Origin of the sequence: Roseburia sp. MSJ-14 (assembly GCF_018918225.1) — a bacterium.
In the GTDB taxonomy this organism is placed as follows: domain Bacteria; phylum Bacillota; class Clostridia; order Lachnospirales; family Lachnospiraceae; genus Petralouisia.
Genome location: NZ_JAHLQD010000050.1, coordinates 144,636 through 159,525 on the forward strand (window position 1 = coordinate 144,636; position 14,890 = coordinate 159,525).

A 14,890-nucleotide genomic window follows, 5' to 3' on the forward strand; every position below is an offset into this window, starting at 1 on the left:
AATCTGGGATACTTTTCCATGTAAACTATTGGCAGTATTTGTTTATCTGATACTCAAGTACTTCTCTTTCCCGCGTCCATTTCTGAGTATTCAACCATGATAAAGCACTTTCTGCATCAATTTCTAATCCTTTGCCAAAATACTCTACCATTTTTTCATGGGAACCGGAAAATGGTCTTGCAACCACGCGCTTTACATTATCACTAACCGGGAATTTCCAATTAACACTTCGATTTCCTGTGAGTAAAGATAAGCCATTATCAAAAATCGGAGAAGGTTTAAAAGCATTTCCATCAAAAATAAGTGCCAGATTATTCAAATGCCTGTCTTCATTTAAAATAATCATATCCACTGTCAGTACCTTTTTCAGATATTCAAAAATATTTATGCCACAGCTTTTTTCCACAAAACGAATCACATAATCAATGCGGTCTTCCATCTCATCCATTTCATTTATCACCTGCGACAAGTCTCTTCCATATTCATTAAAATATAACCGATATAGTGTTATCAATTCTTCATTACTCTTTAAAAAATTTTTACTTCGACACCCTTTTTCCCCATTGATAGTACCATACTCATACACCACATATTCCTCTGCATTTAAATTGGTGTATCCTAAAAAATTTGAAACTAAGTACTCCACCAATCCTTCGCATCCACTTTTATCTTTTTTGTACCAATAATCTCCCTTTTTATATTTTATCTGTGTTCCCTCACTGGTTCCTTGTTGCTTTACTATATATTCCTTTGAAATTTTCTCCGAAAACATAATATTACCTCACTAAAACATCTTTACTTGTCAATTTTTCACCCGGAAAACGTATCCATATATAATCATTAAAAGATACTCCATGGGTCTTTCTGACAATTTCCTGCGGATTGTACTCCTGCAATCCAATGTTTTCTAACAGCTCATTGATATCTGCTCTGTCTCGCTCCCAACACCTTAATTCTAAAATACGATTCAACTGATACCTTGTCATTTTCTTTTGTGCAAAAATCTGCTTTAGGGGATGGTCTGTAAATCTTGAAACAGTAACATCATGCTCTTTTACATAGACTCTTGCTGTAATCTCATCCTTCCAATAAACTTCAAATGTGTAGTTATTTATAATTTTCCTGCTACTATTTATTTCATGAGTAATTCGTGTTAGAGTTTCTTCAAGATAGGACAATAATCCCTTTTTGATATTGAGTTCTTCTTCCAACTCATTTTTTTTAAGAATTTTTTGTTCAAAATCTGCGATTACTCCGGGGGCTACCGGTCCTAATGATTTACACCGGAGTTTTTTATTTTCCATCCACTGATTATAATAATAACATTTTCCACTGATTTTCTTTATAATTATGGTCTTTTGCACATTACCTACTTCAGCAAGTTCTTTATTTATCTCCGTAATTCTACTTTGTACCATTTCTTTCTCATAAGATAAAATACGTTTTAGCTGTTCTAAATCTTCCATATTTAACCATCCCATTCTCATTAATTCGCTACTCATGTAAATACAAAAATAGATTAACATATATTTTTCATTTTTTCAACAAATATATGTTAATCCATTCTTGCTAATCTCATTTTTGATTTACGTATAGCCATTTGCAATATTCTTCTATGTAATTTTTTCTTTAAAACAGCCTCAAATACATTCCAACCGGGAAAATGCATCCAATATATCCTAATGCAGGCACATACTGGGAAATATTGAGAAATACCGGGCAAAGTAACAAATTGCCAATTACCAACGTCATAATCCAAGATGCATATGTGGTTCCATTTCGAAAAAGTTTTCCGATTAGAAACGCCCATATTGCACACACAATTATAAATATGACCATTCCCAAGATTTCTTTTAAGAAAAATACGCCATTTCCTGTTATCATTATCAAACCTGCACTGGCAAGTGCCGGAATTGTAGCTGTTGATACATAGCGCAAAAGTTCAAATGCTATCTTTTCTCTTTGCGTCAGGGCTTTTTCAAATACACAGTCCTTTTGTTCAAATTTTTTTCCATGTTCCAACAATATCATTACAAAAATAAGTAATGCCGCCATTCCTCGTACCGGGAATGTATCTGCTCCTGTTGCAGCTTCTGTTCCCTTTCCTGCAACTTCTTCAAAGTCCAGACGAAAAATCTCATCACTTTTTAAATATTCCTGATTCTTTTTTAGCAATGCTTCCGAAATTTCAGCATCTTCTCTTCCAAACACCGTTTCTTCCTGTTCTAAGAGAATATCTTCACTATACCGTTCAAAAAAGGCGGCAAATACGGTTTCCTTTGCTACTGCTCCCTTCGTCGTTAATGGAGTTGTAATGACCGTAATCAACTTTTTCCTTTTGCCTTTTTGTAAATCCTTTTCCAATCCCTTTTCAAAAATAAATCCGCCTTCCATTTCTCCGCGAATCACTGCCTGCTGCATTTCTTCACTATCCGAATAGACCTGAAATTGAAATACACTTTCCCCTGTTTGAAGGCTTTCTATGACTTCTTGTACAAATGCTCCATCTTCATTACAAAGACCGATTACCGTATTGTTAATATCCGGAATCTTAACCTGTCCTACCAAAGCCACTACCAACAGCAATCCTGCTAACTGAAGCCAACTGCTTTTCCGTTTCATCCAACTTTTTATCAAGAGCCTATACCATGTTATGTATTTTTCCATGACACTGCCGCTCCTATCCCTGTTGCAACCAATATAATTACTAACTGCACCAGTAAAAATTCTCCACTCACCTGTCCAAATACTGTCTGGGCGCAATACTGATTCCAGAAGCTCAAGGGCAGGCACCTTCCGATTTTCCCGGCAATCTCCGGCAAATATGCTATGGGGATTACGGCTCCGGAACATAAAATCATAAAAACATTTACTGCAAAAACAATGACTGCTCCTTGTCCATTTTTTCCGGAAATTGCATATATCATATGAAAATATGCTGCAATGGCAATGCACAGTGGAATCATGTATACTACCGTCCATCCATCAAAGAAAAACCATGTTAAATGTAACTTATCAGAAATTACACATGCCACACCGTAAAATAATACACCAAGTAACCATAACAGATTCGCCATAATTCCTACTTTTATCACTGAAACCCGCCATGCTCCCACACCGGATATTTTCAACTTATCTTCCACTGCTTTGGTGCGTTTCCGATATAAAAAGCTATAATTTAACCCGCTCATCAGAAGAAATATCACAAGAGCGGAACTAAAATAGTATTGGTGCAAATCCATTTCCCCTAATGCAGAACATACATTAGATGAAAAAATTCGGTCACGATAAAATGCCTCCTCAATGTAAATTTCTGAAATTACATCTCCTATTTTCCGTTGCGACAACTGGGCTGAATATTCTCTTCCTATCTTCAGCGTAGCATACACTCCCGACTCAGACGTTCGTAACAGGGAAACTCCATCTGAAAGCAACTCCTGAAATACTTTTTGATTTAGTGTCGCATTCTTCGATACATAAACCTTCACCGGTGTATTATATCCGCTATCCACATCTTCATAGAAGTCCTCCGGCAACACAATGGCTGCTACCAGCTTGTTTTCTGCCAGCAATTCTTTTGCTTTTGTTTCATCTACATAAACAAATTCACAGATACTCTCTACACTTTCCATAGCAGATACTACTTTGGTAATCAGCTTTACCTTGTCGTCTTCTTCATCGATTACTATTCCCACCTTTACCGGTTCAAAAATCCGAGATTGAAATACAAAGTGGCTCACTGCTACTGTTCCTGCAATTACCAACAATAACATCATCAAGGTACTGCCGAATGATTTCAACAGTACCTTGATGCTTTTCTTATATTCAAGTAAAAAATAAATTAAAAATGTTCTCATGACTAATATAAATTATCACTGATTTCTGTCATTAAATCCATTACTTCGTCTTCTGATGCATTTCCGATATCAAACTTATCACCATCTAATTCTTCAAAATCTGCACCTTTTTTCAAGGAAATACTTCCTTCAAAGTCATAGTCATCATATTCATCACTACATTCATCAATGGTAATTTCTAATCCGTTCTTATCAGATTTAATTGTTCCGCCAAGGCTAAACTCATCACTCTTGAGACTAAATGCACCACTCTTGCTGTCATACTCAAGACTTAATACGCTTTCGTCATCTACTAACAATTCCGTTGTTTCGTTAGAACCGGCTTTTTCTCCGGTAATTTCAAATACAGTATTTCCATCCGCATCTACAACACGCATATTCTGTGCTCTTCTGTCTCCTCCGAGAAACTGAATCTGAATTGCTTCATCACCCTTTGGCTGTAATTCAATACATGCTAACTTGTTATCATACACATAGAAAGTTGCTGATACATCCGGCATTTCTTCTAAGGCATCTCTTAATTCATCAAAAGATTCTGCATAGCTTCCTACGGTATAAGTAGGGTCTAACTGTACCATTAAATCTTCCATGTCTGCCAAGCTTTCACTGGTAGCTTCTTCGTATGCATCTACAAGCTTCTGAATATTTTTCTTTGTGATAACTGTTCCATATCCTTTACAGGATCTTTCTTTTCCATCTACTTCAAATTTTTCTTCTTTTACACTTTCAAATTCTAAAGTTTTATATTCATCTACGAAAGCATCTTTTAACTTCTCGCTTGCACCATCATTATATTTGCTATTATAGCAGTATTCTAACAGCTTATTCAAAGCATCTACTTCATCGGAATCAAGCTCTTCCATTAAATATCCGGTGTTGTCTCCGGTATAGTTATAGGTAAAAACTTTATCAGAAACATATGGTACCTGTAACTGTAATTCGTCTTCTGTAAGATTTAAAGCAAAATCAATATCGGTAGAATATGCATTTACACTTCCGTTTATCTGCTTTCCTTCTTTTCCTACCAAACAAGAACCATCTACACTAACTCCATCAGACTCTACAGAAAATCCCATTGTGTACTCATTTGACTTTGCAATATCTCCGATGTCAAATGCCTGTGTTAATTCGCTCTTGTCATCTAATGTGTTCTGAATCGCCTTTAAAACCTTATCGGAATCACTTCCGAGAATACCACTATGGAATGCGTATGCTACGCCTCCACAAGCAATTGCCGCTACAATAATAAGTGCTAAAACCACTTTAGAAGCTGTACTCTTTAAAAATCCTTTTTTCTTCTTTGGTTGTACACCGATTGGCTGACCGGTCATTGGATCAAATCCCATGGTTGGCTGCTGCTGTGTTGTATTATTTGTCAACACTTCTGTTGGTGCATCTGCTGCCTGATTTACCGGTGCTGCATTTTCTTCCGGTGTTGTATTTTCCACCGATGCTGCATTCTGTACCGGTGTTGTATTTTCTACCGGTGCCACATTCTGTACCAGTGTTATATTTTCTACCGGTGCTGCATTCTGTACCGGTGCTGCATTTTCCACTGGTGTTTCTGCTGCAACATCATTATTAATTGGTTCTCCTGTCATCGGATCAAATTTCTTTTTAATTGGTTCTCCTGTCATTGGATCAAAATTCATCTTCTCTCTCCTCTTCCTTCGTTCCATACTACTCACTAAGATATGTTTTCACCATGTCTATGGTTCCCTCTTCTTGTGGCAGTTCGGTTAATTTTCCTTCTTTCATGATAAGGCATCTGTCGCAATCCATGATTTCCTGTTCATCATGGGTTGTCATAATAATAATACCATTCATCTTCTGATAACTTTCCATCCACTTATGTATTCCCTCTTTGTAATACAAGTCCAATGCTGTGGTTGGCTCATCCATCAATATTACCGGAGGCATATTCATCAGCGCACATGCAATACTTACTCTGCGCTTCATTCCTCCTGAAAGCTTCTCAACAGGCATCTTCATCATATCCTGCAAATTCAAAAGCTCTGTTAGCTTTTCCGTTACTTCGCCGTTATAATTTCCCCATAACTTTAAATTATCCTTTACTGATAATTCTTCAATCAGCGGATTTTCCTGAGGAACATAACCACAATACTTCCGAAAAACTTTTTTCCTGCTTAATGCATTTTCTCCAAAATACAGAATCTCGCCATTATCCGGCTTCATAATTCCAGATAAAATTCGCATCAATGTGGACTTGCCACAACCGTTTTTTCCAACGATTCCTATGCGTTCTCCACATTCTGCCTTAAAACTAATATCTTCTAAAATTACTTTTCTTCCGTATTTTTTCTGTAAATGTGAAACTTCTACCATTACTGCATCAATTCCTTATTTTTATTTTTTATTATGACTCCCTTCTTCCGTTATTTAACATTTTTCTAAGCCTTTCTATTTTATCGTTCTTTCTAAGTGTTGTCAATTATAACACCTTGGGGGAGAGGAAAATGTTGCACTTTCTAAAAATTTTTTAATTTTAATATATCTATAGCTTATATCTTGCATTTTAATTGTGTCTCTATTTTTGAATCTCGATTCCGGGAAACTTATTTTGAATAAGTTCTATCTGTTCCGCATTCTCTGCAAGCGGTGTGTCTGTAATATTTAAATATTTCAAATTTTTAAATTTTAATATATCCTCTGCCTGCGAAATATTAGTTTCTGTCAAATCTAAATTCTCTAAATTTTCCATCCCTTCTAATACGCCAAAATCAGAGATATTACATTTCCATAATTTTAATGTCTTTAATTGATGGCACGCTGAAATCGCCGAACAATCAACTTCTGGATATCCTACAAGAGTAAGTTCTTCCATTTTCTCTGCTCTTTGAAAAAAGTTCCAATTACTTAACTCACCATTTCTTTCACCATATGCCAACGTTAACTTCTTTATATCTGGACAATTTTCTAAAATAAGGTTTAACTGCTCTTCATTTCCCGCAAGGGCAGTATCTGCAAAAACTAATTCTGTCAATGATTGCAATTTTAATATGTCTCCTGCTTCTGAAACTTCACTCTGTATTACCTCCAGATGCTCCAATTTATTAAGATGACTCAACATATCTAATTCCCACATCTCACACCCTTGAAAAATCAAGGTACGCAAATTGGAGCATTCCGAGAGTGTGGAATAATCCAACTCTGGCTGACACCGAAACGCAAGACTCTTCAATCTTTTCCCATTCCTAAGAAAGGATACGTCACCCAATTCGAAATATTTTTTCTGTCCTATTAAGTCCAATCTCTCTAATTTCGGGCAGTTTTTTAATATACTCGCTAACTCTTTCTTTATCTGCTGGATTCTCTCTTCACTTTCTGGTTCTAAATCATGTTCTTTATATCCATGCTCTTCTGCATACAAACTGAAAGCCCTACCAATTTCCAACTTTTCTAATTGCTTACACTTCTCTATATCTACCAATGTACTATATTGTCCTGTATATCCAGTTTTAAGCCACTCCACCTTATCCAAATCTTCTTCACGAAAATCTTCTTCTCTCATCTTCGCATATGAAACTATTCTATTGCCCATTCGTTCATCTGCAAATGTAACCTTTCGTGCGTTGTCTCGAATGATTGGCAGGGTAATTATAGCCGTCACACTCAATACAGCCACTACCCCAAAACCAACTATAATTCTTTTGATTTTTTTGTTCATTACTTCTCACCTATTCCTTTATCATACCTGTAAACAGGTCATTATACATTTGGTCAAGCTTTTCATCTTGTCCCACGTTTTCTCTAAATTCTAATACATCTTGCGGATGCATCAACAACATCTCCCGTGTCAAATCTGTTGATAAAACGGTTCCAAAACACCTATTTATCAAAGATATTTTATCATCAGTTGTATTCCCTACATACGGATAAAATACATGACTATTATTTTCTTGTAAATCAAAATCCACAAAATTTACACAACAATCAAATTCACTATAGATATCTGCTATACAACAAGTACTATAACTCTTACCACTGCTATTACAATCAAAAAAACTATTTGCTTCCCTCTTTTTATATGTCTTATATCCTGCATTCTATGTTTCTCTCTTTTACTTGTAAGTATTTTCCTTTAGAAATTTCTTTTGAATAAGTTCTAACTGTTCTTCATTCTCTGCTAATGGTGTATTTGTAACAGATAAACTCTTTAGATTTTTTAACTTCAAAATATCTTTTGCTTCTGATACATTCGTTCCATCTAAATTTAAGTACTCTAAATTATTCAATTCAGTTAGCATACCTACATCAGAAATATTACATCCACTCAATGATAAATTTTTTAATTTTAAACACTCTGCTATCGCTGAATAATCTGTAAGCGATTGATTAACCAGTATAAGTCCTTTTAAATTCTCTGCATTCCTTAAGAAATTCAAATCTTTTAAGTTTCCCCCATCAACAGATACATTCAATGTTTCTATATTTGGACAACTTTCAAATATAATTTCTAACTCTTCTGCGCTTCCGGCAAGCGGGGTATTCTCAAGTTCTAAATCTTCCAAAGATTTTAGATTTACAATCTGCCCTGCTTTGGAAACATCACATTCCGTTATCCACAAACTTTCCAGTTCTGTAAGACCATCTAACATATCCAACTTTGATATATTACACCCATCAAAAGACAACCCCTTCAAATGTGGTATTTCTGAAAGCGGCGAATAATCAATATCCGCCTGATAATACAAATTTACAACGGCAAGTTTTTTTCCTTTTTTTAGAAATTCTATATTATCCAGTTCACAGTTTCCATTTTCATTAGACAAATATATCATTGTTATATTTGGGCATTTTTCTAAAATACTTCCCAGCTCTTTTTCTATTTGTTTCACTCTTTCCTTACTTTCCGGTTCTGGCTCTTCTCTTCCTGCAAAGGGATAATATGACATTGCACAATCCGGATAACCGATAATTATTCTTCTCAAATTGGTACATTTTTCAATATCAACCAATGTATCATAATATCCTGTATAACCAATATTTAATTCTTCTATCTTTTCTAAATCGTTCTCCCGAATTTCATCCACAGTTTCCACTCCAGCAGACTTAGATATCATTTCTGCCATTGTTGCATCTTCAAATGCAACTTTATGGAAATTATCTATCAAAACTACTATTATATGTGCTATAATTGCTATTACCATCGCTATTGAAATAAAAATGACCCTATTTTTTTTCACATCTTTTATATTTCGCATCCTATTCTCCTTACCTACTCTGAAGTATTTTTCTAAATTTTCCCCCTACCTTATTATCACCTTGTACTCTTTGCCAAAATTCTACCATATCTTCCGGATTCTCTAACACCATCTCCCTAGTCAATTCTGTTGACAGTGCTTCCTTCAATACATCTTCCTTATTAAAATCAGCTATCTTCGAATCTGTACTTTCTCCCTCATATGGATAAAATTCATGATTATTATTATTCGCTAAATCAAAATCTACAAAATTTACACAACAATCGAAACCACTATATAATATTGCTACATTAATATCCTCTATCTCTTCTGCAATAAACTGCACCTTCCGTTCTGCATCTTTTTTATTTTCAAATGTATCTACCACAAATTTTACTCCTTCTCCCACAAAAGGAATATAACCAATTGCCTCTCCCAATTTCTCTTTTCCCGGTATTCTTTTTATTCTATTAGACCAATTTCTAAATACTTGCTTATCTATTTTTACCTTTCCTTTCCCTTTATTTACTGCAAACTTTCCCACATCATTTCCTAGTGAATAACCACCGAAATAATTGGTAAGTGCATAACCAGCGTAATTGCTCTGAACCAATCCAATATCTTCTCCATTCACAGTCTTACTAATTATAACCGTAGAATTTCTTAATGTAGAACCAGTTGGCTTACCACCACTAACAACCAAGCCTTCACAAAGTCCAAGTACTAGTTCTCCTCCCTCACTCTTCTTAACACTTATTGTTGGATAATCAACTTCATATTCTCCACTAAAAGCTCCGATTTGACTGATAACATCCAATAATGTCATACGTTGCAGCATAGCTCCTCGCTCTATCTCACATTCCAAAGCCGCATCCCCATTTCCTGCTGCACTATATCCTTGAATCACTTGTAGCTCTGCCTCAGCATACGCCTTCATTCGCACCCTTATCTCATTTAATTTTTCTTTGTCTATTCTCCATTCAGAATAAACTTTATAGTTCATCGTTGACGCATACCATGAAGTATTATAATCCACCCTTTCTCCCATCATCCCCTGCATAAATACAGCCAAGTCTTCATCATCCGCCATCAAATATGCCAATGCAAGTACATCATACTCTGCTGATGTGATTTTTCCTGCATCTTTTCTAAGGATTTTCTCCACTTCTTCCATGTCAATGGTAAGTTCTCCACTCTCTGATATGCGAAACACTCGATTAAAATAAATATCGTAGATTTCTGACCGCCAACCGGCATTCATATCCGGATGATATTCTCCATCATAAAATGAACTGGTGATATTGTCCAGTGCACTTTCTACCGTTGCCCGTATGGCTGTTCCCTCCGCAAACAAACCACTGGTGAGGGAGACTCAATTCCATCGTATTGATTTTCTTTTTCCTGCCAGACATCATACAATTTCTGTTCTAACTCTGCCATTCCTTCATAATGAACCACTTTCGTATTATAATTAAAACGAGTGGTTGCGCTGGTTGCTTTTCGTGCTTTTTCTCTATATATTGCAGCTTTTTGCTCATTGAACTGTTTGGCAGACATCTGCATCTGTTTCTTTGCCAAAATAACTCCACCATTTAATTCTTGAAAGCCTACTGCTATTTTTAAAAATTGAAAATCATGGATATCACAATCATTTGCTGTCCTCATTGTCTGTAGGACTGTCTTATAATCCTCCATTTGTAATTTTAATGCATCAAATGCTTCACTCTTTATTTGTGCATCTTCCTGAAATGCACTTAACTTTTCTTCTAATGCATACGTTGCTTCACTGTCATTTTTTAATTTTGTAATTGCCGCATCACATTGTGCCTTCATATTTGCCGGATTTAAATAGGAACTTTCATTCATACATATTTCCCCTCTGTGTCTTCTCGTCTCTTTCTTTATTTTCTAGTCTTCCTGTTCTTCTTGTCTGCGTTTTATTTTGGACATTTAAAGAAATTCTTTTTTCCGTTTTTATTCGGCAATTTCAGTTTTTCTTTTTTAACATTTTAATATTCCGTCTCAATTTTAAGTTCCGGAAACTGTTTTTGAATAAGTTCTAACTGTTCCTCATTCTCTGCAAGGGGAGTATCTGCAATTCTAAAAAAGCTAAGATTTTTTAATTTTAATATATCCGTGGCTTCTGAAACATTCGTTCCCGTCAAAACTAAACTATCTAAATTTTCCAATTCACCTATCATACTTAAATCGGAAATATCACAACAATGCAAAGATAAAAACTGTAATTTTGTACACTCTGAAATAACTGAATAATCTATATCTGATTGATAATACAAGTTAAGACTTTTTAGTTTTTTTGCTTTTTTCAAAAATTCTATATTATCTAACTCACAATTCCCCTTATCATTAGATAAATATATAGTGGTTAAATTTGGACACTTTTCTAAAATACTTTCCAATTCTTTTTCTATTTGTTTTACCCTTTCCTTACTTTCCGGTGCCGGCATTTCTCTTCCTGCAAAGGCATAGTATGCCATTGTATATTGTGGATAACCAATAATTAATCTTTTTAAATTTGAGCATTTTTCAAGATCAACCAATGTATCATAGTAACCTGTATACCCAATATTCAATATTTCTATTTTTTCTAAATCTTCTATACGGAGTTTATCCACCGATTCTACTCCTACATTCTTTGCTATCAACTCTGCCATTGTTTTATCTTCAAAAACAACCTTATGTGAATTGTTTATCTGTACCATTACTACAATAGCTATAACTATCACTAATACTATCCCCGCCGCTACAACACCAATTCTTTTTTTTATATTTTGCATCCTATTCTCCTCACTTATTTGCAAGTATTTCATCAAACATACTACTCAGATCATCGTCACTTTGTATTCTCTGCCAAAATTCCACCACATCTTCCGGACTTTTTATTATCATATCACTTGTCAACTCCTTCGAAAAGGCTTCTTTCAACGCTTCCTCTTCATTAAATCTAGTTATCTTAGAATCCGTTTGTTCTCCTTTATATATATAAAACTCATGACCGTTATTGTCTGTCAAATCAAAATCTACAAAGCTTACACAACAATCAAAACCACTACATAACATTGCTATATTAATATCACTTATTTCCTCTTCTACAAACTTTACATTTTTCTCCGCTTTTTCTTTATTTTTCCATGTGTCTACCCCAAACTTTACTACACTTCCAACAACTGGAATATAACCAAGTGCCTCTCCCAATTTTTCTTTTCCAGGTATTTGTTTTATTCTATTTGCCCAGTTTTTAATTGATTGACTATTAGGAGTTACTTTTCCCTTCATTTTACCAATTGCAAACTTTCCCGCATCATTTTCAAGGGAATATCCACCCAAATAATTAGTAAGTATATACCTAGCATATTTGCCTTGTACTATTCCAATATTTTCTCCAACCACAGTTGCGCTAATTACTACCTCCGAATTTCTTAACGTAGAGCCAGTTGGTTTGCCACCTGTAACAATCCGCCCCTCATTAATCTCTAACATCATCTCTCCACTTTCTCGTTTCTTGATGGTTATTGTTGGGTAGTTTGCCTCATATTCTCCGCCAAATAATCCAATTTGATTAATTACATCTAATAATGTCATACGTTGCAGAATAGCTCCTCTCTGTAATACTCCAGCTCTTGCAGACTCTTTATCTTCATCAATTCGGTATTCTTGAATTACTTGTAGCTCTGCCTCAGCATACGCCTTCATTCGCACCCTTATCTCATTTAATTTTTCTTTGTCTATTCTCCATTCAGAATAAACTTTATAGTTCATCGTTGACGCATACCATGAAGTATTATAATCCACCCTTTCTCCCATCATTCCCTGCATAAATACAGCCAAATCTTCATCATCCGCCAGCAAATATGCCAATGCAAGTACATCATATTCTGCTGATGTAATTTCTCCCGCATCTTTTCTAAAGATTTTCTCCACTTCTTCCATGTCAATGGTAAGTTCTCCACTCTCTGATATGCGAAACACGCGATTAAAATAAATATCGTAGATTTCTGACCGCCAACCGGCATTCATATCTGGATGATACGCTCCATCATAAAATGAACTGGTGATATTGTCCAGTGCACTTTCTACTGTTGCCCGTATGGTTGTTCCCTCCGCAAACAAACCACTGGTAAGGGACTCAATTCCATCATATTGATTTTCTTTTTCCTGCCAGACATCATACAATTTCTGTTCTAACTCTGCCATTCCTTCATAATGAACCACTTTCGTATTATAATTAAAACGGGTGGTTGCGCTGGTTGCTTTTCGTGCTTTTTCTCTATATATTGCAGCTTTTTGCTCATTGAACTGTTTGGCAGACATCTGCATTTGTTTCTTTGCCAAAATAACTCCACCATTTAATTCTTGGAAACCTACTGCTATTTTCAAAAATTGAAAATCATGGATATCACAATCATTTGCTGTCCTCATTGTCTGTAGGACTGTCTTATAATCCTCCATTTGTAATTTTAATGCATCAAATGCTTCACTCTTTATTTGTGAATCTTCCTGAAACGCACTTAACTTTTCTTCTAATGCATACGTTGCTTCACTGTCATTTTTTAATTTTGTAATTGCCGCATCGCATTGTGCCTTCATATTTGCCGGATTTAAATAGGAACTTTCATTCATACATATTTCCCCTCTGTGTCTTTCTCATTTTCTGCGTTTTTTTGCTTGCATTGTATTTTGGATAATCGGGTATGGAGTTCTTCTATATCGTTTTCCATACGACTTCTTCGTTGTTTCACTTCCTCACGGAATTGACTGTCAAATTCTATTTTCTTTCTTCGAAATGCACTGAGCATATCTTGCTTTTCATATAATAAACGCTGTATCTTTTCATCTTCAGAAGAACATTCTGCCCGCATCTGTTCCACGAGCAGATGCGACTGCGTAATCCACATATCTTCTTCCTCTTCCTCTCTTAGGATACTTTTAGCTTCATATTCATAACTTTCTTGTTCTTTTTCTAATGTTTTAATTCTACCTTGTAATACTTCTATCTCTCGTTCGTCTTTCTTTTCCACTCTATACTCCCTGATTTTCTATTTTGAAGTTGTAACTTTATTATTCCATATCTCTTTTAACTGCTCATCGTATTGCTGAAAGGTTACACCCAGGCTCTCTATATTATGAGTCTCCTGTACCATCGCACTTTGCATGCGTTGTAAGACTTGTTGCGATTTTGTGTAAACCTGTTGTGCTTTTGCATTGGCTGTAATTGTAGTTTGTGTATCTGATGGATTCAATGTTACTGATTCAAGGTAATGAACTGCACCTGAAATGGTTGCGATACCGGCTTCTACTGCCGCATGATTTACTTTGATTTCTTCATTAGACATACTTATATCCCCTCCTTTTTTATCATGCTCCCATTTTTTCTCTAACCAGTTTAACAAATCTCTTATATGGTGTCAAATTTTTCCAAAGAAATCTGCAACACTTTCGGATTTCGGAAAATGTTGCACTTTTATATTTTTCTCACTACAAAAAAGAGAACTACCACAAACATGGTAATTCTCTAAATAAAAATGCCGCAGACCGGAATCGAACCGGTACGATGTCACCACCACAGGATTTTAAGTCCTGCGCGTCTGCCAGTTCCGCCACTGCGGCATATATGCTATAGGCGATTACATTGGACATACGTGCATGCACTGTTCCAATTGCCCTCATCAGCATATAATGGGCGGAGAAGGATTCGAACCTTCGAAGGCATTGCCAGCAGATTTACAGTCTGTCCCCTTTGGCCACTCGGGAATCCACCCATATGTCATGCAAAAGTTTTGCCCTGACAATGACTTATTATATCATATG

Annotated in this window: 15 protein-coding genes and 2 tRNA genes; all 17 read right to left on the bottom strand. The window is 35.5% G+C overall.

All coding sequences use genetic code 11. From position 1 onward, the window contains the following. Nucleotides 1-25: 25 nt before the first annotated feature. The 17 genes from KQI83_RS14100 to KQI83_RS14180 all read right to left on the bottom strand — a co-directional run bounded on the left by KQI83_RS14100 (nucleotide 26) and on the right by KQI83_RS14180 (nucleotide 14,841). Entirely contained in the window at nucleotides 26-772 is a 747-nt protein-coding gene (locus KQI83_RS14100; protein WP_216559404.1) for a hypothetical protein, read from the bottom strand. Between the two features lie 4 nt (nucleotides 773-776). Continuing rightward, the gene (locus tag KQI83_RS14105) at nucleotides 777-1,466 is read right to left on the bottom strand and encodes a hypothetical protein (RefSeq protein ID WP_216559406.1); all 690 of its coding nucleotides are present in this window, start codon (nucleotides 1,464-1,466) and stop codon (nucleotides 777-779) included. Between the two features lie 163 nt (nucleotides 1,467-1,629). Continuing rightward, on the bottom strand, nucleotides 1,630-2,667 hold the full coding sequence (locus KQI83_RS14110) for a hypothetical protein (RefSeq protein ID WP_216559408.1): 1,038 nt from the start codon (nucleotides 2,665-2,667) through the stop codon (nucleotides 1,630-1,632). Beyond that, the gene (locus tag KQI83_RS14115) at nucleotides 2,652-3,857 is read right to left on the bottom strand and encodes an ABC transporter permease (protein ID WP_216559410.1); all 1,206 of its coding nucleotides are present in this window, start codon (nucleotides 3,855-3,857) and stop codon (nucleotides 2,652-2,654) included. Before KQI83_RS14115 ends, KQI83_RS14110 begins: the two co-directional genes overlap by 16 nt. A gap of 2 nt (nucleotides 3,858-3,859) precedes the next feature. Continuing rightward, nucleotides 3,860-5,509: a hypothetical protein gene (locus KQI83_RS14120; RefSeq protein ID WP_216559412.1), complete on the bottom strand. Its 1,650-nt coding sequence runs from the start codon at nucleotides 5,507-5,509 to the stop codon at nucleotides 3,860-3,862. Nucleotides 5,510-5,537: 28 nt separating this feature from the next. Beyond that, entirely contained in the window at nucleotides 5,538-6,203 is a 666-nt protein-coding gene (gene ccmA, locus KQI83_RS14125) for a heme ABC exporter ATP-binding protein CcmA (RefSeq protein WP_216559414.1), read from the bottom strand. A gap of 202 nt (nucleotides 6,204-6,405) precedes the next feature. Then, on the bottom strand, nucleotides 6,406-7,545 hold the full coding sequence (locus KQI83_RS14130) for a leucine-rich repeat domain-containing protein (protein ID WP_216559416.1): 1,140 nt from the start codon (nucleotides 7,543-7,545) through the stop codon (nucleotides 6,406-6,408). Nucleotides 7,546-7,555: 10 nt separating this feature from the next. Next, on the bottom strand, nucleotides 7,556-7,795 hold the full coding sequence (locus tag KQI83_RS14135) for a hypothetical protein (protein ID WP_216559418.1): 240 nt from the start codon (nucleotides 7,793-7,795) through the stop codon (nucleotides 7,556-7,558). A gap of 144 nt (nucleotides 7,796-7,939) precedes the next feature. After that, nucleotides 7,940-9,082 (bottom strand): leucine-rich repeat domain-containing protein, encoded by a 1,143-nt coding sequence (locus KQI83_RS14140; RefSeq protein WP_216559420.1) that lies wholly within the window; start codon nucleotides 9,080-9,082, stop codon nucleotides 7,940-7,942. 10 nt (nucleotides 9,083-9,092) lie between these two features. Further along, on the bottom strand, nucleotides 9,093-10,415 hold the full coding sequence (locus tag KQI83_RS14145; RefSeq protein ID WP_216559422.1) for a hypothetical protein: 1,323 nt from the start codon (nucleotides 10,413-10,415) through the stop codon (nucleotides 9,093-9,095). Next, on the bottom strand, nucleotides 10,379-10,927 hold the full coding sequence (locus tag KQI83_RS14150) for a hypothetical protein (protein WP_216559424.1): 549 nt from the start codon (nucleotides 10,925-10,927) through the stop codon (nucleotides 10,379-10,381). The genes KQI83_RS14145 and KQI83_RS14150 overlap by 37 nt, the downstream gene beginning before the upstream one ends. Nucleotides 10,928-11,070: 143 nt before the next feature. Continuing rightward, on the bottom strand, nucleotides 11,071-11,859 hold the full coding sequence (locus tag KQI83_RS14155) for a leucine-rich repeat domain-containing protein (RefSeq protein WP_216559426.1): 789 nt from the start codon (nucleotides 11,857-11,859) through the stop codon (nucleotides 11,071-11,073). Between the two features lie 10 nt (nucleotides 11,860-11,869). Beyond that, nucleotides 11,870-13,702, bottom strand: coding sequence for a hypothetical protein (locus KQI83_RS14160; protein ID WP_216559428.1), 1,833 nt, complete (start codon nucleotides 13,700-13,702; stop codon nucleotides 11,870-11,872). Further along, the gene (locus KQI83_RS14165; RefSeq protein WP_216559430.1) at nucleotides 13,699-14,100 is read right to left on the bottom strand and encodes a hypothetical protein; all 402 of its coding nucleotides are present in this window, start codon (nucleotides 14,098-14,100) and stop codon (nucleotides 13,699-13,701) included. The genes KQI83_RS14160 and KQI83_RS14165 overlap by 4 nt, the downstream gene beginning before the upstream one ends. 18 nt (nucleotides 14,101-14,118) lie before the next feature. After that, nucleotides 14,119-14,415, bottom strand: coding sequence for a TIGR04197 family type VII secretion effector (locus KQI83_RS14170; protein WP_216559432.1), 297 nt, complete (start codon nucleotides 14,413-14,415; stop codon nucleotides 14,119-14,121). 190 nt (nucleotides 14,416-14,605) lie between these two features. Then, a tRNA-Leu gene (locus tag KQI83_RS14175) sits at nucleotides 14,606-14,689 on the bottom strand. A gap of 70 nt (nucleotides 14,690-14,759) precedes the next feature. Continuing rightward, nucleotides 14,760-14,841: transfer RNA gene (locus tag KQI83_RS14180), tRNA-Tyr, on the bottom strand. Nucleotides 14,842-14,890: the final 49 nt, after the last annotated feature.